The organism is Nocardiopsis sp. NPDC006938 (assembly GCF_042869555.1).
Taxonomy (GTDB): Bacteria; Actinomycetota; Actinomycetes; order Streptosporangiales; family Streptosporangiaceae; genus Nocardiopsis.
In genome coordinates this window covers 180,259-197,101 of record NZ_JBIAGA010000002.1, presented here as the reverse complement: position 1 = coordinate 197,101, position 16,843 = coordinate 180,259, and the positions used below count along the sequence as shown (strand labels likewise).

The following is a 16,843-nucleotide window of genomic DNA, read 5'->3' as shown; positions in this document are numbered from 1 at the left end:
ACGTCCGCCCCCAGCCTCCGTCCCTCTCCCCCTTCGTCCACGGACGGAGCACGCGCCCGGCCACCCGTCCCCGCGCCCCGTGCGTCCCGTGTCCGTCCACAGGCTGACGGCGTCCTCCTCCGCCGCCGACCCCGGACCGATAACCTTGGACCATGCCTGACTCCGTGCCCACGCCGTCCGCCTCGCCCGCTGCCCCCGCCGGGGAGCACTGGCCCGCGCCCGTCGCGCGGCAGCCGGTGCGCGCCCGCGTCTGCCTGCCCGGTTCCAAGTCCGTCACCAACCGGGCGCTGATCCTGGCCGCGCTCTCCGAGACCCCGTGCGTGGTGCGCCGCCCGCTGGTGAGCCGGGACAGTGAACTCATGGTGGGCGCCCTGCGCGCCCTGGGCACCCAGGTGACCGAGGTCGACTCCGGCGACCCCGACGTCCCGGACCTGGCCGTCACGCCGGTCGCGCCGCGCGGCCCGGCCGCCGTGGACGTCGGCAACGCGGGCACCGTCATGCGGTTCGTCCCGCCGCTGGCGGCCCTGGCCTCCGGGGACGTGAGCTTCGACGGCGACCCGCGCGCCCGCGAGCGGCCGGTGGACGAGCTCCTCGGCGCCCTGCGCGCGCTGGGCGCCGACATCGACGACGGGGGGCGCGGCGCCCTGCCGATGACCATCCACGGGGTCGGCTCCGTGCGCGGCGGCGAGGTCACCCTGGACGCCTCGGGCTCCTCCCAGTTCGTCTCCGCGCTGCTGCTCAGCGGTGCCCGTTTCACCGAGGGCGTGCACGTGCGGCACGAGGGCCCGCCGGTCCCCTCCCAGCCGCACCTGGACATGACCGTGGAGATGCTGCGCGCCGCCGGGGTGCGCGTCACCACCGGCGAGAACTCCTGGCGGGTGGAGCCGGGTCCGGTCCGGGCATCGGAGATCACCGTCGAGCCCGACCTGTCCAACGCGGCGCCGTTCCTGGCGGCGGCCCTGGTCAGCAAGGGCGAGGTGACCGTCCAGGGATGGCCCGAGCACACGACCCAGCCCGGCGACGCGCTGCGCGATCTCTTCACCCGCATGGGCGGCGAGGTCTCCCGCTCCGGTGAGGACCTCACCCTGCGCGGTACCGGCGAGATCCACGGGATCACCGCCGACCTGCGCGACGTGGGCGAACTCACCCCCACCATCGCCGCCGTGGCGGCCCTGGCCGACTCCCCCTCCCGCCTCACCGGGATCGCCCACCTGCGTCGGCACGAGACCGACCGCATCGCGGCGCTGGCCGCCGAGATCAACCGCCTGGGCGGGGACGTGGAGGAGCTGCCCGACGGGCTGCTCATCCGGCCCCGGGCCCTGCACGGCGGGGTCTTCCACTCCTACGACGACCACCGGATGGCCACGTCCGGCGCGGTGATCGGGCTCGCGGTGCCCGGGGTGGAGGTGGAGAACATCGCCACCACGCGCAAGACGCTGCCCGACTTCCCGGGTCTGTGGTCGGAGGTCCTGGCATGAGCCGCACGCGGGGCGGGGGCCGCCATCTGGACGAGGACGACATCCGTGTGCGCGCCCGAGGCGGCTCCAAGCCCCGCACCCGGAACCGGCCCAAGCACGAGAACGCCGTGGAGGGCCTGGTCACCGCCGTAGACCGGGGCCGGTACCGCTGCCTGGTGAGCGGTGTCCCCGTGGTGGCGATGAAGGCCCGTGAACTCGGCCGAGGATCGATCGTGGTCGGCGACAGGGTGGACGTGGTCGGCGACCTGTCCGGCCGACCCGACACCCTGGCCCGCGTGGTGCGGGTGCGCGAGCGGGCTTCCGTGCTCAGACGCACCGCCGACGACACCGACCCGGTCGAACGCGTGATCGTGGCCAACGCCGACCAGCTCGCCATTGTCTGCGCCCTCGCCGACCCGGCGCCGCAGCCGCGGTTCGTGGACCGGTGCCTGGTGGCCGCCTACGACGCCGGGCTCGAACCGCTGCTCTGCCTCACCAAGGCCGACCTCGCCGCGCCGGACGAGATGCTGAACACCTACGAGCCCCTCGGGCTGCCCTACGAGGTGCTCGGCCCGGAGGGTGACCTGGACGAGCTGCGAGGCCGTCTCGCGGATCGCACCACGGTGTTCGTGGGTTCCTCGGGTGTGGGCAAGTCCACCCTGGTGAACAGACTGGTGCCGGGCACGGACCGGGCGGTGGGCCACGTGAACGCCGTCACCGGCCGTGGCCGCCACACCTCCACCTCTGCGCTCGCGCTGCGGTTCGACGGCGGGTGGCTGATCGACACCCCGGGGGTGCGCAGCTTCGGACTCGCGCACGTCTCCCCGGAGGAGATCGTGTCCGGCTTCCAGGACCTCGCCGAGCTCGCCGCCGACTGCCCGCCCGGCTGCACGCACCAGCCCGACGCCCCGGAGTGCGCCATCGGCGCGGCCCTGGCGCGCGGCGAGGTGGACGCCGAGCGGGTGGCCTCGCTCCGCAGGCTCCTCAGCAGCCGCGAGGGCGACGACGACACCGAGAACGCCCCGCCGCCCGGCCCGCACTCCTGACCCGGCACGGGCAGGTTGGGGCCCGGGAGGAACGGTGCGGAAGAACCCCCCGCACCACCCGGTGGCCCGCCGATGGCGGGCCCCCGGGCCGGGACGCCCCTCAGGCGCTACGGGCCCCGGGGTAGTCCGCGGGTAGGCGGTGCTCGCGGCCCCACGCGCCCAGGGGCTCCAGCGCGCGGTTCAGACCGCGCCCGAGCTCGGTCAGCGAGTACTCCACCCGTGGCGGCACCTCGGCGAAGTCCTCACGCCGCACGATCCCGTCGTCCTCCAGCTCTCGCAGCTGCGCGGCGAGGACCTTCTCGGTGACCCCCGGCAGGGCCCGGCGCAGCTCTCCGAACCGGTACGGCCGCTGGTCGAGCGCCCACAGCACGAGCACCTTCCACTTGCCGCTCACCACGTCCATCGCGGCGTCGATCCCGCAGTGGTACCCCAGCTCCCCGCGTCTGACGACCATGTCCCCCACCCACCTGCTCGCTTACCCCGTGGTGCGCGCCCACTTCCAAGTGCGTACTTGTCGCTCGGCGGGCACCGTCCCAGCCTAGACACATGACCAACGACACCAAGCCCCGCATCGTCCTGCTCGGACTCGGCGCCATGGGCACCGCCCTCGCCCGGGCCTGGCTCGCCGCCGGACACCCGCTGACCGTCTGGAACCGTACTCCGGCCCGCACCGAACCGCTACGCGCCCTCGGCGCCGACGTCGCCGCGACCGCCGCCGAGGCCGTCGCGTCGGGAACCCTCGTCGTCACCTGCCTGATGGACGACGCATCGGTCGGTACCGCGCTGGAGGAATCCGACCTCGTCGGCACGGACCTCGTGGACCTCACCACCGGCACGCCGAAGGAGGCCGACGCCCGCGCCGAGTGGGCGCACGCCAGGGGCGCGCGCTTTCTCAGCGGCGGCATCATGGCCAGCCCCTCGATGGTGGGGGTCCCCGAGGGCGGCGGCTACGTCTTCTACAGCGGTTCCCGCGAGGTCCTGGACGAGCACGAATCCGCTCTGGCGGCCGTCCTGGGCGTCCGCTACACGGGGACTCGCCCCGGTGCGGCCGCCCTGTACGACATCGCCCTGCTCAGCGCCATGTACGGCATGTTCGCGGGCGTCACCCACGCGTTCGCGCTGGTGCGGGAGGAGGAGATGCCGCTGAAGGAGTTCTCGGGGCTGCTCACCGCCTGGCTCACGGCGATGCTCCCCTCCAATGGCGCCATCGCCGACCAGCTCGACAGCGGTGACTACACGAAGGACGTGCAGGCCAACCTGGGCATGCTGGTCTCGGGCTTTCGCACCTTCGAGGTGGCCGCCCGGGAGCAGGGGGTGGACTTCCGCCTGCTCGCCCCCTACCTCGAGCTGCTGGAGGAGCGCCTGGGCCAGGGGTACGCCGACGAGGGCACGGCGGGCGCGATCGGCCTGCTCTCGAAGAAGGCCCGGCCCGCCGCCTCGTAGTCGGCTCCCCTGCCCTGAGCCGGGGCGGCGTCGGGGAGGGTGAAGGTCCCTCCCCGGCGCGCTCGGCCCGCCCCGGCTCGACCCCTGGCACCAGCCTCACCGGTGCTCGGGCAGCATGCCGTGCACGACCCGTTCCACCCTGCGGGCCGCCAGGTCCGGTTCTTCGGGCTGGAGCGCGTACGACACGGTCAACCGCACGGTGACGTCCGACACGGCCTCGGCCGTGTCGGGGTCGGTCTGCGGGCAGCGCTCCCGGAGGGTCCCCGCGATGCGGTCCCGCAGCGCGTCCAAGAGCGGCGCCGACCGGGTGGTGAGCACCGGCAGGAGCCGGTCGTCCCCGGTGACCACGGCTCGCAGCAGGGGACGCTCCCGCACCGCGAGCAGGACCATCCGGGTCGCGCGGCCCACCGCGTGCGCGGGAGGGTGGCCGTCGGCCTCCAGCGTCTCCTCGACGGTGTCCAGGAGCGCACCGACCTCCCTCACCACGACGGCCTGGAGCAACCCCTCCTTGCTGCCGAACACGTTGTAGAGGGTCTGCCGGGAGACACCCGCGGTGGCGGCGACGTCGACCATCCGCCGTTCGCCCCAGCGCCCCGCCAGGACCTCGGCGCGGGCGGCGTCCATCAACCGTTCGCGAACCCCGCCGCCCTCGGGGGGCCTCTTCTGTGCGCTCACGCCCTGCATCCTCGCATCCGTGTCCCGACGCCCCGCCCCTCACGCTCCGGTCACGCCCGGGGAGCCGCTTTGGGCATGTCCCCGCCCGGGAGGGTAGCGTTGTCGGCCATGGTGTCCTATGACGATGATCTGCGGCTGGCCCACGTGCTCGCCGACGCTGCCGACGACATCGCGCTGAAGCGGTTCCGCGCGCTCGACCTGGTGGTCGACACCAAACCGGACCTGACGCCGGTGACCGAGGCCGACCGCATGGTCGAGGAGACGCTGCGCGGTGTGCTCTCCCGCGCGCGTCCGCGCGACGCGGTGGTCGGCGAGGAGTACGGGCGTACCGGCAACAGCAACCGGGTGTGGGTGATCGACCCCATCGACGGCACCAAGAACTACGTGCGCGGCGTTCCCGTGTGGGCCACGCTCATCGCACTGTTGGAGGGCGACCGCCCCGTGGTGGGCGTGGTGTCGGCCCCCGCCCTGCACCGACGCTGGTGGGCCTCGAAGGGCAGCGGCGCCTGGTCGGGGCGTAGCCTGTCCAAGGCCTCCCGCTGCCAGGTCTCCAAGGTTCAGGACCTCAAGGACGCCTCCCTCAGCTTCTCGTCGTTGACCGGCTGGGAGGAGCGGGGGCACCTGGAGTCGTTCCTGGGGCTGACCCGGTCGGTGTGGCGCACGCGCGCCTACGGCGACTTCTGGTCTCACGTGATGGTCGCCGAGGGCACCGTGGACATCGCGGCCGAGCCGGAGCTCTCCCTGTGGGACGCGGCCCCGTTGCCGATCATCATGGAGGAGGCCGGGGGCCGCGCCACCAACCTGCGCGGTGACGGCTTCGAGGACGGCGGGCCCCTGGTGTGCACCAACGGCGCCGTCCACGACCAGGTGCTCACGTGGCTCAACGGCGGGCCCACACCGCTGCGGCGTCCGGAATAGCCACCAGAGGACAACAAAGAGCACCCACGCGACTACTTTCAGTAGTAGCGTGCGCTGTGTGCTGACCACGACCACCCACCGACGGCGCGCGGTCGCGCTGTGCGGGGCGGCCCTCCTCCTGGCCACGGGGTGTGCCCAGGGCCACGGCCACACCCCGACGCAGCTCACCGAGATGATCGCCGACACCGTACGCGACCCCGCCCTGTCCGGCCCCGTCGGGCTGGGCGTGCCCGACACCCTGTTCGATCCCTCCCTCTACGCGTGCTCCCCCGCCGTGGACCCGGCCCACCCGGGCGGATGGCGCAGCGACGCACCGCGCAGGCCCGTGGAGGAAGGCGATCCGGTCGGGCTCGGGCTGTCCGACTCCGAGGGCGCCCACTCGGGGTCGGTCGCGGCCACCGTGACCGACCCGGAGGGGGAGGCTACCTCCGCCGAGGCCGAACTCTCCGGGGACGCCTGGGCGCGCCTGGACTACCCCGGTGACTTCGACGGCGCGGACGGGCCCGCCGTCGGCGTGTACACGGTGCTGTGGTCCGACTCCGGGACCGGAGCGCCCATCACCTGCGACGGCTTCACGGTCGAGTCGACGGATTAGGCCGCACCCCGAGTCGTGACCCCGTGTGTCCGGGAACGGTCGAGAGAATATTCTTCTCCCGCATGAACCAAAACCCTCCGTGATGGCGATGGGCCTGTTGACACCCCGCCCAACGCGGGGACGCCCGGCGCCGCCCGACGCCGCGCCGGGACCTACACACACGGGAAGGGGCTCCATGCTGCGTTCCCTCCAAGCCGGGATCGTGCTGGCCTTCGCCGGTTCCCGGGCCAACGTGGCCCGGACCATCCTGTCCTGCGCGGGCATCGTCGTCGGAGTCGGCGCCCTGATCATGGTGGTCACCGCGGGCGAACTCGGCCAGCGCTACGCCACCGCCTTCAGCGAGGCCAACGCCGGCCGCGCGGCGACCATGGACGTCACCGTCTTCGACGCCGTCTCCGACCTCGACGCGTTCGAGGAGGACCTGGGGCGGGCCGGGGCCCTGGAGGTCTCGGTCCACCAGCGCACCGACAACGCGCCGCCCCTGCGCCAGGGCGACCAGGTGTTCCGGGACATCGACCTGGTCGGCGTGGACGTCGCCCTCGGTGACATCCGCCGCATCAACCTGGTCCGGGGCCGCTGGTTCACCGAGGCCGACCTGGACTCGCGCGCTCCGGTCCTGGTGGTCAACGAGGCCCTCGCCAACGAGCTGGGCGACTTCTCCGACGTCCAGATCGGGTCGGACCAGTGGACGGACGTGCGGGTCGTCGGCGTCACCCAGAGCTCGGTGTACGAGCGCGGTTGGTACAGCGCCTACCTGCTGAACGCCCCCGTCTCGGGACCGATGCTCTTCGGCCCCGACTGGGACCCGGCCGACCGGACCGCCGCACAGGTCAGCTACGTCGCACGGATCGACCCCGGTGACTCGGCCGCGGCCGAGGAGGACTTCGGCGAGGAGTTCACCGATCGCCTCGCCTCCGCGAGCTGGCGCTGGGGCATCGAGAGCCGCGACAGCATCATGGCCTACCGCTCCGACAACTCGGAGATGACCGACGAGCTCATCGGCTACCTCTCCATGGGCCTGCTCGGCATCGCGGTGGTCACCCTCACCACGGGCCTGCTCGGCGTCCTCAACGTCGGTCTGGTCACCGTCCGGGAGCGGCGCCGGGAACTGGCGACCTACCGGGCGCTCGGAGCGAGCCGGTTCACACTGTTCGTCGCCGTCGTGATGGAGGCGGTGGTGGTCTCGATCGTCGCCGGTCTCATCGCCCTCGCCCTGTCCTGGCTGCTGGTCGCCGTGGCCGCGGCCGTCATCGGCAACCTCATGTGGCTGCCGCCCGACATCAGCATGACCGTTCCGCCCTCCGCCGCCCTGGTCGGACTGGGCAGCGCTGCTTTCGTCGGGCTGTTGGCCGGGATCATCCCCGCGATCCGGGCGCTGCGCGCGTCCGTCGTCGCCGGGCTGCGGGAATAGGAGACACAAGTGAAGAAGTGGATCATCATCGGAGCGGCCGTCACCCTGGTGCTCGGTCTGGTCGGTTCCGGTTACTTCCTGCTGAACAGCTTCGGCTCCGGCGGTGAGGACGAGTTCTTCGGAGAGTCCGCCCTGGACGTCGGCGGCGCGCCCGTCGAGGTCGAACTGGGCACGGTCACCTCCGTGCTCGTACTCGACGCGACCGTGCGCGCCGAGCCCGGCAAGGCGCTCAAGGCTCCCAAGGGCGGCACCGTCACCCACCTGTGGGTGAACAACGGCGACTCGGTGGAGAACGGCGCACCGGTCATCAACGTGAAGGTGCCCGCCGAGACGGCCGCCGGCACGGAGGAGGACGGCGAGGGGGCCGCTCCCGCGTTCAGCGAGGTCTCCCTGTACGCGCCCGCCGGCGGCACGCTCAAGGGCATGGGAGACGTACAGGTCGGCGACGTCCTGGAGCCCGGTGCCACCGTGGCGACCGTCGCCCCGGACCAGTTCCGCGCGGTGGCCACGGTTCCCGCCAACGACCTGTACCGGCTGTACGAGGACCCCGAGGACATCATGCTCCAGATCGACAAGGGGCCGCCCGCCGCGGAGTGCTCGTTCATCTCCCTGGGCGCGGGCGACGGCGGACCGCCGATCGCCGAGAGCCCGGAGGACGAGTTCTCGGACGGCTCCGAGGAGGGCGGAGGCGGTGGCGGAGCCGAGCTCTCCTGCCGTGTCCCCTCCTCCCTCCAGGTGTTCGACGGTGTCCAGGGCAAACTCTCGGTGAGCACCGGTGAGGCCGAGGACGTCGTGGTCATTCCGGTGACGGCCGTGCGCGGCACCTCCGAGGAGGGCGAGGTGTTGGTGGTGGCCGAGGACGGTTCCGAGGAGCCCCGCTCCGTCACCCTCGGCCTGTCCGACGGCCAGTTGGTGGAGGTCACCGAGGGCCTTGAGGTGGGCGACTCCATTCTGGACCCGGTGCCGCTGGACCCCCGCTTCGACGTTCCCGGCGCCGGGGACGAGGAGGAGTTCGACGACGAGTTCTACGGGATGGGGGGCTAGATGACCGCCGACGCTCCGTACCCCTCGGTGACGGCCCCGCGCCGCCCCGGTGCCCCGCTGCTCCGGGTCCGCGACCTGACCCGGCACTTCATGGTGTCGGGGTCCCGCATCGACGTGCTGCACGACTGCGCCTTCGACGTCGCCCGGGGCGAGGTCGTGGCCATCGTGGGTCAGTCCGGTTCGGGCAAGTCCACCCTGTTGAACGTGCTGGGTCTGCTCGACCGGCCGAGTTCGGGCTCGTACGTGTTCGACGGGGTGGAGACCACGCCCCTGCGCGAGGGGCGCAGGTCGCGGCTGCGCGGGTCCGGGATCGGTTTCGTGTTCCAGCAGTTCCACCTGTTGGAGCGGCGCACGGCCCTGGCCAACGTGGGGGTGCCGATGGTGCTCGGCGGAGTGCCGGTGTTGAGGCGCCGCAGCCGCGCCAAGGAGCTGTTGGAGTCGGTGGGGCTGGGGCACCGCCTGCACTCGCAGCCGCACCAGCTCTCCGGCGGTGAGCAGCAGCGTGTGGCCCTGGCGCGGGCGCTGAGCCGTGAACCCGCGCTGATCCTCGCCGACGAGCCCACGGGCGCCCTGGACGCCGCGAGCAGCACCATGATCATGGACCAGCTGATCGACCAGGCCCGTGTGCGTGACGCGGCGGTGGTCGTGGTGACGCACGACCCGAAGGTGGCCGAGCGGGCCGACCGCGTGGTGGAGCTGGTGGAGGGCCGCACCCGCTGAACCGGGCCCCGGTGCCGTCTCTTCCCCAGTCGGCACCGGGGCCGTCCGCGGTCCCGCCCCTCGGGGACGTCGCGGGATCACGCGCGTACACGAAGAAGCGCCGGGTGGATTTCTCCACCCGGCGCTTTTCCTTGGTAGCGGGGACAGGATTTGAACCTGCGACCTCTGGGTTATGAGCCCAGCGAGCTACCGAACTGCTCCACCCCGCGTCGTTGTGATCTCTACTTTAGGGCCTTTCGCCCCGGGTGGCAAATCGGCTTTTCGTGACACTCAACCGATCGGAGATCCACCCCGTGTCCGCCCTGATCGGTTTCCCGAACCAGACGTGGTCTACTCTACCAGGCGTTCCTCGCGGTCCGCACCGGCATTTCCACCGTGCGCGCACTCGACCGTGAATTCACCGCCGAAATACGCATCCGTTTCCCCCGAACGGGCCGAAGGAGCCGGAAAAGCGCCGGACCCGGGATTTCTCCCGGGTCCGGCCCTGGTAGCGGGGACAGGATTTGAACCTGCGACCTCTGGGTTATGAGCCCAGCGAGCTACCGAACTGCTCCACCCCGCGTCGTTGTGTCTTCAGATTAGCGCGCCCCGGCGCCAAAGCCAAATCGGCCCGCGCGGGGCCCCGTCCGTCCCTCCCCGCCCGGCCCGGGCACGCGGACGGGGCGGGACCCGGCGGGTCCCGCCCCGTGGCACGCGTCGGCCCGAGGGCCTTCCCGGTGGGGTCGCCGGCTAGTTGCCCGCGGCCTCCTCGACGGCCTCCAGAGCCTCACGCAGGCGCTCGTTGGCCTCCTCGTTCGCCTCCTGGGCCTCCTCCCAGGCCTCGACGGCCTCGTTGAGAGCCTCGGTGAGGTCGCTCGGCTCGCTGTCCCCGGAGCCTGCCTCGGAGGTCTCCTCCTCGGAGCCCTCCTCGGCGCCCGGCTCGGGCAGCGGGGTCTCGCCGCTCTCGCCCTCGAACAGGTTGTTCAGGGCGTCCTGGAGGTTGCTGCCGATCGCGACCTCCTCACCGAAGCCGACCATGACCTGCTGGAGCAGCGGGAAGGACGCCGCTCCGCCGCCACCGGCCTGCACGTAGAGGGGCTCCACGTACAGCAGACCGCCCGCGAAGGGCAGGGTCAGCAGGTTGCCCCGGGTCACCTCGGCGTTCGACTGCTCCAGCGGGAGCAGCACCTCACGCACGTCGGCGTCCGAGTCGAACGCGTTCTGCACCTGGCCGGGACCGAAGATCACCGTGCTCCTGGGCAGCTCCAGCAGCTTCAGCCTGCCGTAGTCGTCGGACTCCGGGTTGCTGTCCACCGCCATGAACGCGGCCAGGTTCTCACGGTTGTTCGGCACGAACGTGGTGGTCAGCGAGAAGCTGGGCTCGTCCGAACCGGGGTAGTTGATGGTCTGGCGGTACGGCGGCTCGGAGGTCTCGCCCTCCCGGGTCGGGTCGTTGGGGACCTCCCAGAAGTCCTGACCACCGTAGTAGGACGAGGCGTCCGTCACGTGGTACTCGCGCATGATCTCGCGCTGCACCTTGAACAGGTCGTCCGGGTAGCGCAGGTGCTGGACGAGCTCGTCGCTCATCTCGTCCTTGCTCACCACGGTGCCGGGGAAGGCGCCCTCCCAGGTCTTGAGGACGGGGTCCTCGTCGTCCCAGCCGTACAGGGTGACGCTGCCGTCGTAGGCGTCGACGGTGGCCTTCACCGAGTTGCGGATGTAGTTGACCTCGTTGCCGGGCAGCGCGCCGACCTGCTGCACCGAACCGTCGGTGAAGGTGTCGGACACCGCCTGGGTGAAGTCGATCCGCTTGGCGTACGGGTAACCGTCCGACGTGGTGTACGCGTCGACGATCCAGACCACCTTGCCCTCGACGACCGCCGGGTAGGGGCGGCTGTCGACGGTGAGGAAGGGGGCGACCTTCTCGACGCGGTCCAGCGGGTCGCGCTCGTAGAGAATCCTCGAGTCGCTGGTGATCGCGCTGTTGAGCAGGATGCTCGTTTCCTGGTACTTGATCGCGTACAGGATGCGGTCGAAGAAGTTGTTCAGCGGCACGCCGCCGTCGCCGTCATAGCGGTTGTAGGCCTGCGAACCACCGGCCGGGGTGTCCTCGCCCCCCTCCTCGGTGGCCTCGGCGCCCTCAGCACCCTCGGTGTCCTCGGCAGCCGGGGACTCCTCCGCGCCGTCGCTGGGCGCGCGGGCCTCGTCCGGGCTCGGGCTGGCCTCGACCGCGTCCTCCAGGGTGGGGACGTCCGGCTCCTCCGCGGCCGGGTCGAGGGGGTGGTCGTACTCCTCCTCGGCCTGGACGATGACGTAGTCCGCGCCCTCGCGGCCGTAGTAGATCCGCGGCTCGTACTCGCCGACGACGTCGCTCAGCTCGCCGCGCGGCGGGATGTTGTACTCGGTGAAGACCGGGCGGCCCTCGTCGTCGATCAGGTTGCCCGCGGCGGCGACCATGCCGAAGCCGTGGGTGTAGATCAGGTGGCGGTTGAGCCAGTTGTTCTGGTCGGCGGGCGGGCCGTCCAGCTCGCGCACGGCGACGATCGTGTCGATCAGGTTGCCGTCGGAGTCCGGGTAGCGGTCCACCTCCAGCACGTCCGGGAACTGGTAGAAGCCTCGGACCTGCTGCATCTGCTGGAAGGTCTGCGAGACCACGGCCGGGTCGGCCAGGCGGACGCTGGGAATGGTGTCGGCCTCGGCCGCCAGCTCCTGCGGGGTCAGCTCGGTGGTGGCGTCGTAGGTCTCCACCTCGGCGTCCGCGATCCCGTACGCCTCGCGCGTGCTCTCGATGTTGCGCTCGATGTAGGGGCTCTCCAGGCGCTGCTCGTTCGGGCTGACCTGGAAGCGCTGGACGATCTCGGGGTAGGCCACGCCGACGACCACGCCGGACAGCACCAGCAGCCCGAGGGAGGCCACCGGGATCATCGTGTTCTTGAAGACGATGTTGGCGAAGAACAGGACCGCGCAGATCACCGAGATGACCGTGAGGATGGTCAGGGCGGTCTTGACCGCGTTCACGTCCGTGTACGAGGCGCCGAAGGTGTAGCCGCGGTCGGAGAAGACCAGCCCATAGCGGTCGAGCCAGTAGGAGCCCGCGCGCAGCAGCACGAACAGGCCCAGCAGGACCGACAGGTGCACGCGGGCGGCGGGGGTGGCGCGCTGCCCGGAGTCGTTCTGGAGGCGGACCCCGCCGTACAGGTAGTGCACGATCACGGCGGCGATGAACGCCAGGATCACCGCGGCGTAGAGGTAGCCGAGCAGGATGCGCAGGAACGGGTAGGTGAACGCGAAGAACGCGATGTCCATGCCGAACTCGGGGTCGTTCACCCCGAAGTCGACACCGTTGACGAACTGGAGGTAGGAGCGCCAGTCGCCGCTGGCGGCCGCGCCCGCGAGGAGCGCCAGGGCGCCGACCGCGATCCAGAAGAAGAGCTTGCGGTGCGGGTCGATGGACTGCCGGTAGCGGTCCAGGCCCTGCTGCTCCAGACTCATCGGTCTGTTGCGGGGCCTGGCCCGGTAGGCGAAGAAGATGCTCGCGCCGACGATGATCGCCATCACGAGCGCCGCTACGGCGAAGAGCAGGACCCGGGTCCACAGTTCGGTCAGGAAGACCGACGTGTAACCGATGGAGTTGAACCACTTGTAGTCGGTCCAGAAGTTCGCGGCGAACATCAACACCGCGATGATGACGACCACGGTCGCCGCGACTGGCGCGAGCAACCTTGATCGGCGAGGCATACGCGCAGGTGGTGCGCCGGGCGATCGGAAGCTCACGCCTCCCCCTCGTTCTGGCTTGGTAGGTGCGTTGGGTGCGCGTGTGGCGCCTTCATTACTGAAAACTTAATCGGTGGCCGTCGGGTTCCCGAAATCACCCTCCACCCGGTGACAAGGCTGCATCGTTGGTGTATCGGAGTCGCAACCGGAAGGCACCTTGCGACCCTACTGCCGCCGAACGGGCCCGGCGAGGTTCCCACATCGGCGACCATGGAAACGTGTCGAACATTCGCGAAGCAGTCATGGACCTGGAACGCCACGCCGCCGAGCAGGGGTGGGACCGCCCGTTGGGGCTGTACGCCCTGGTCCCCACCTCGGAGCTGCTGGCGGCGGAGCCCGCTCTGGCGAGCCTGCTGGGGATCGGCTCCCCGGCCGACCCCGACGAGCTGACCCCGGTCGAGCAGGAGGCGCTGTCCCCGGACGTGCCGTTGGAGCAGGCGTTGGGACGCATCCTGTGGCCCGAGGGCGTGGCCGGGTGCGCGCTGGTCATGGAGCGCCTGGTGGTGAAGGGTTCGGACGAGACCCTGGCCGCCGGGGAGGACCCCTCCGCCTCCGGCAAGGAGACCGAGGAGATCCGCATGGTCGCGGGTGTGCTGCGCGACGGTTCGCGCCACTGCGCGATGCGGATGCGCAGTCACGACAGCGAGTCCGAGGTGCTCAACGGTCCGGACCTGATCCCGGCGCTGACCTCCGCGCTCGCCCTCACCCTCGACCTGGACGAGGAGCTCCCCCCGAAGCAGGGCTGACCCCGAACGCACAGACCCCCGGACCACACGGTCCGGGGGTCCTCTCATGCCCAGTCCCTCAACAGGGTGCGAGAACTCCTCGACCCCAGCCATGTGACCCGCCTTGCGACCCCGACAACAGCCGTGTGACCCGCCTGAGTCCCGTCACCACAAGGGGGTGCCCGTTCGAGCGCCGGAGAGGGTTCTGCAAGACGAGTCAAGCCGCCAGCGAGGAACGAGCGTCAGGCGCAGACGAGGATGCTGTGCCTGCCTCAACCCGAATCCCTCTGCAAAGGCGCCGAACACGCACCGAAGCGAAGCGGAGGTGCAAAGAAACACACAACACTCCTACTCACACCGCGGCAGGTCCCCCTCGCCCTCCCGGATGACCTCCAGGGCGTCCATGGCGTCGGTGAGGGTCTCGATCCGTACGACCTCCAGCTGGCCGTAGGCGGCGGACTGGGCGACCTGCGAGCAGCTTTCGGCGGCCACGAAGAAGTACTCCGCGCCGTCGCGCTTGGCGCTGACCATCTTCTGCGGGATACCGCTGATGCCGCCGACCTGGCCGTCGGAGGTGATGGTGCCCGAACCCGCGATCCTGGCGCCGCCGGTGATGCTGTCCTCGCTGAGCCGGTCGATGATCCCGAGGGCGAACATCATTCCGGCGCTGGGGCCGCCGATCTCGCCCACGGAGATGGAGACGTCGACGGGGAAGTCCATGTCGTCGGCGATGAGCACGCCCACGGCGGCGTTGCCCTGGTCGCCCTCCACGGTGTCCATCTCGACCTCCACCTCGTCGCCGTCGCGGTCGAGGACGAGCGCGACCGTGTCGCCGGGGGCACGCTCACCGACCCGCTCGACCACGAAGGAGCTGCCGACGAGCTCCTCGGTGTCGGCTCCCGTGGTGTGGGTGGGTACCTTCTCGTCGTCCACCCGGATGATGCGGTCGCCCGGTTCCACGACCCCGTCCGCGGGCATGTCCGGGACGGTGTCGGCGACCAGCGGGATCGCCTCGTAGTCGATGTTGAGCTGGTTGAGGGCGGCGGCGGTGGCGTCGGTCTGCGAGTCGTTCATCTGGAGGGTCTGCCGTTCGGTGACCTCCTCCTGGGAGCGCCCGGCCGGGAACAGCAGTTCCTCGGGCAGGACCGCCTGGCTCGGCGAGAGCCACGCGGTCACGAGGGTGAAGAGGTTGAGCCTGTGGTCGGGGCCGCCCGCGTACTGGACGGTCACCATCGACAGCGACCCGTCGTGCTCGTAGTCGTCGGCCCCCTCGATACCGATGACGGGCTGGCCGTCCTCCTGCTGCGCCAGGGTGTCGACCGTGACCCCCGGGGCCGCGACGAGGTAGGGCATGGGCAGGTGGAGACTGCCGTACCCGAGCCCGGCAAGCAGGACGAGGGCGGCGACAAGGGTCATGACACGACGAACCATGCTGACACCTTAGGGCCCCCGGCCGACCGGCGGGGATTCGGTCAGGGCGAGCCGACCCACTCCGTGGCGCCGTCCTCGAACGACTGGTTCTTCCAGATGGGCACCTGGGCCTTGAGGTCGTCGATCAGCCTGCGGCAGGCGGCGAAGGCCTCTTCACGGTGGGCGGCGGAGGCGGCGACGACCACGGCGAGATCGCCGATCTCCAGGTCGCCGACGCGGTGTGCGGCGGCCATGCGTACGACGGGGCGCCCCGGGGCGGTGGTGTCGCCGAGGACCTTCTCCATGACGGCCCGCAGCTGGGCCTCCACGCTCGGGTGGGCCGAGTAGGAGAGGGCGGCGACGTCGCGTCCGTGGTCGTGGTCGCGCACGGTGCCGATGAAGACGGCGGTGCCGCCCGCGCGGGGGTCGGCCACGGCGGTGAGGACCTCGTCGACGGACAGGGGCGTGTCGCGTACGGCCGCGAGAGTGATCTGTTCCACGTGGGGAACCGTATCAAGCGCCCGGATCAGGACTTCCCGCGCTTGCGCAGATGGCGGATGGCGGCGGCGGTGCCGATGGCCGCGGCGGCCGCTCCGGCGGCGCCCGCCGCGGTGATGGTGACCTCCTTGCGGCCGAGGCTGCGACCGGCGATGGCGTGCTTGCCGCTCTTGGACTCCAGCAGGGTGGCGAGCGCCGACACGTTGTCGTGCGCGGGCTTCCATCCGGAGTCGCGCAGGGCCGCGCAGTCCACCACGCAGGGGTAGACGAGGAACTTGATCTCCCCGGCGGCGGCCGGAGTGATCCGGGCCTGGTGCAGGCGCCGCACGGCGCCGAAGGCGAGGTTGGCGGGGACCTCGAAGTGCTTCATCCCGGCGATCTCCTCGACCTCCCCCTGGGTGAGCGATCCCTCGCTGGCCACGGCGACCACGCCGTCGGTGCCCGTCACCTCGCGCAGGGCGCAGTGGGCGAGGGCGGAGGCCAGGTCGTCCTCGTGGCAGAACTGCCAGTGCTGTTCGTGGCCCTTCACCGTGAGGAGCCGGGGCGCGGAGAAGTGGCGGCTGAGCAGGGTGTCGAGTTCGGGTCCCACGAGCGGGGCCGGGCGGACCACGGTGACGCTCAGGCCCGGGTGGGCCCTGCGGGCGCGTTCGGCCAGTTCCTCCACCTCGGCGAAGTCGCCCATGAGCCCCTCGCTGTTGTCCGAGACGCGGGTGGAGTTCTCCGGCAGTGGGACCGGGTTGTCGGGGGCGGCGCCGTAGACCATGGTGCTGGTGACGAGCAGGACGCGCGGCACCCCTGCCGCGGCGGCGGCGGTCAGGACGGTCTGGGCGGCGCGGATGTTGTGCGCCCGGCGTTCCGAGGGGCGCGTCTCCAGGGAGCGGTCGTCGGCGGTGTGCACGAGTACGTCGATCCCGTGCAGGCGGGAGACCAGGCCGGGGTCGCGGACGTCGGCGATACGCCACGTCACCCCCCGCAGGTCGGCGAACTCGTCGTCGATCGCCACGACCTCGCGCGCGCGGACGGAACCTTCTGGCGTGGCCAGGCGTTGCACGAGGAGTCGGCCCGTTCCGGAGGCGGCACCGGTGACCGCCACCACCATGCCCGCCCGATCCGGGGGGCTGTGCTGTGGGCGAACCTGGCTGCTTTCG

15 protein-coding genes and 2 tRNA genes are annotated in these 16,843 nt (G+C 71.3%); 9 read left to right on the top strand and 8 right to left on the bottom strand.

Annotated features, from left to right (window positions below; translation table 11 throughout):
• Nucleotides 1-152 precede the first annotated feature (152 nt).
• Both aroA and rsgA read left to right on the top strand, forming a co-directional pair.
• Nucleotides 153-1,478: a 3-phosphoshikimate 1-carboxyvinyltransferase gene (gene aroA / locus ACFYL4_RS03840; protein WP_387516208.1), complete on the top strand. Its 1,326-nt coding sequence runs from the start codon at nucleotides 153-155 to the stop codon at nucleotides 1,476-1,478.
• Nucleotides 1,475-2,503 carry a ribosome small subunit-dependent GTPase A gene (gene rsgA, locus ACFYL4_RS03835; RefSeq protein ID WP_387516206.1) on the top strand — a complete coding sequence of 343 codons (1,029 nt, stop codon included), beginning with the start codon at nucleotides 1,475-1,477 and terminating at the stop codon, nucleotides 2,501-2,503. The genes aroA and rsgA overlap by 4 nt, the downstream gene beginning before the upstream one ends.
• Before the next feature lie 100 nt (nucleotides 2,504-2,603).
• Here rsgA and ACFYL4_RS03830 read toward each other — a convergent pair whose 3' ends face one another.
• Nucleotides 2,604-2,957, bottom strand: a complete 354-nt coding sequence (locus ACFYL4_RS03830) for a winged helix-turn-helix transcriptional regulator (RefSeq protein WP_387516204.1) — start codon at nucleotides 2,955-2,957, stop codon at nucleotides 2,604-2,606.
• 92 nt (nucleotides 2,958-3,049) lie between these two features.
• Between ACFYL4_RS03830 and ACFYL4_RS03825 the strand changes: the two genes are divergently transcribed.
• Nucleotides 3,050-3,946, top strand: a complete 897-nt coding sequence (locus ACFYL4_RS03825; protein ID WP_387516202.1) for an NAD(P)-dependent oxidoreductase — start codon at nucleotides 3,050-3,052, stop codon at nucleotides 3,944-3,946.
• A 96-nt stretch (nucleotides 3,947-4,042) separates the two neighbouring features.
• On the opposite strand, the gene ACFYL4_RS03820 is transcribed toward ACFYL4_RS03825, so the two are convergent.
• Nucleotides 4,043-4,630 (bottom strand): TetR family transcriptional regulator, encoded by a 588-nt coding sequence (locus ACFYL4_RS03820; protein ID WP_357757526.1) that lies wholly within the window; start codon nucleotides 4,628-4,630, stop codon nucleotides 4,043-4,045.
• Between the two features lie 99 nt (nucleotides 4,631-4,729).
• Here ACFYL4_RS03820 and hisN point away from each other — a divergent pair, with 99 nt between their 5' ends.
• From hisN to ACFYL4_RS03795, 5 genes are all read left to right on the top strand, one after another.
• Complete coding sequence (gene hisN / locus ACFYL4_RS03815; protein ID WP_387516200.1) at nucleotides 4,730-5,539, top strand: histidinol-phosphatase; 810 nt, start codon at nucleotides 4,730-4,732, stop codon at nucleotides 5,537-5,539.
• 58 nt (nucleotides 5,540-5,597) lie between these two features.
• Nucleotides 5,598-6,134, top strand: a complete 537-nt coding sequence (locus ACFYL4_RS03810; protein ID WP_357757532.1) for a hypothetical protein — start codon at nucleotides 5,598-5,600, stop codon at nucleotides 6,132-6,134.
• 175 nt (nucleotides 6,135-6,309) lie between these two features.
• Nucleotides 6,310-7,545: an ABC transporter permease gene (locus tag ACFYL4_RS03805; RefSeq protein WP_387516198.1), complete on the top strand. Its 1,236-nt coding sequence runs from the start codon at nucleotides 6,310-6,312 to the stop codon at nucleotides 7,543-7,545.
• A gap of 9 nt (nucleotides 7,546-7,554) precedes the next feature.
• The gene (locus ACFYL4_RS03800) at nucleotides 7,555-8,589 is read left to right on the top strand and encodes an efflux RND transporter periplasmic adaptor subunit (RefSeq protein ID WP_357757538.1); all 1,035 of its coding nucleotides are present in this window, start codon (nucleotides 7,555-7,557) and stop codon (nucleotides 8,587-8,589) included.
• Nucleotides 8,590-9,309, top strand: coding sequence for an ABC transporter ATP-binding protein (locus tag ACFYL4_RS03795; RefSeq protein WP_357757541.1), 720 nt, complete (start codon nucleotides 8,590-8,592; stop codon nucleotides 9,307-9,309). It begins immediately after the preceding gene.
• 132 nt (nucleotides 9,310-9,441) lie between these two features.
• On the opposite strand, the gene ACFYL4_RS03790 is transcribed toward ACFYL4_RS03795, so the two are convergent.
• The 3 genes from ACFYL4_RS03790 to ACFYL4_RS03780 all read right to left on the bottom strand — a co-directional run bounded on the left by ACFYL4_RS03790 (nucleotide 9,442) and on the right by ACFYL4_RS03780 (nucleotide 12,984).
• Nucleotides 9,442-9,518, bottom strand: a tRNA-Met gene (locus tag ACFYL4_RS03790).
• A gap of 276 nt (nucleotides 9,519-9,794) precedes the next feature.
• Nucleotides 9,795-9,871, bottom strand: a tRNA-Met gene (locus ACFYL4_RS03785).
• A 167-nt stretch (nucleotides 9,872-10,038) separates the two neighbouring features.
• Nucleotides 10,039-12,984, bottom strand: coding sequence for a UPF0182 family protein (locus ACFYL4_RS03780; protein WP_387516610.1), 2,946 nt, complete (start codon nucleotides 12,982-12,984; stop codon nucleotides 10,039-10,041).
• A 296-nt stretch (nucleotides 12,985-13,280) separates the two neighbouring features.
• Between ACFYL4_RS03780 and ACFYL4_RS03775 the strand changes: the two genes are divergently transcribed.
• Nucleotides 13,281-13,808 (top strand): PPA1309 family protein, encoded by a 528-nt coding sequence (locus tag ACFYL4_RS03775; protein WP_357757548.1) that lies wholly within the window; start codon nucleotides 13,281-13,283, stop codon nucleotides 13,806-13,808.
• Between the two features lie 327 nt (nucleotides 13,809-14,135).
• Here the strand turns inward: ACFYL4_RS03775 and ACFYL4_RS03770 are convergent, their stop codons facing one another.
• Genes ACFYL4_RS03770 through ACFYL4_RS03760 form a run of 3 tightly spaced genes read right to left on the bottom strand, consistent with a single transcriptional unit; the run spans nucleotide 14,136 to nucleotide 16,791 of the window.
• Nucleotides 14,136-15,203, bottom strand: a complete 1,068-nt coding sequence (locus ACFYL4_RS03770; protein ID WP_357757889.1) for a S16 family serine protease — start codon at nucleotides 15,201-15,203, stop codon at nucleotides 14,136-14,138.
• Nucleotides 15,204-15,259: 56 nt separating this feature from the next.
• On the bottom strand, nucleotides 15,260-15,697 hold the full coding sequence (locus ACFYL4_RS03765) for a molybdenum cofactor biosynthesis protein MoaE (protein ID WP_357757551.1): 438 nt from the start codon (nucleotides 15,695-15,697) through the stop codon (nucleotides 15,260-15,262).
• Nucleotides 15,698-15,723: 26 nt separating this feature from the next.
• The gene (locus ACFYL4_RS03760; RefSeq protein ID WP_387516608.1) at nucleotides 15,724-16,791 is read right to left on the bottom strand and encodes an NAD-dependent epimerase/dehydratase family protein; all 1,068 of its coding nucleotides are present in this window, start codon (nucleotides 16,789-16,791) and stop codon (nucleotides 15,724-15,726) included.
• Between the last annotated feature and the right edge of the window lie 52 nt (nucleotides 16,792-16,843).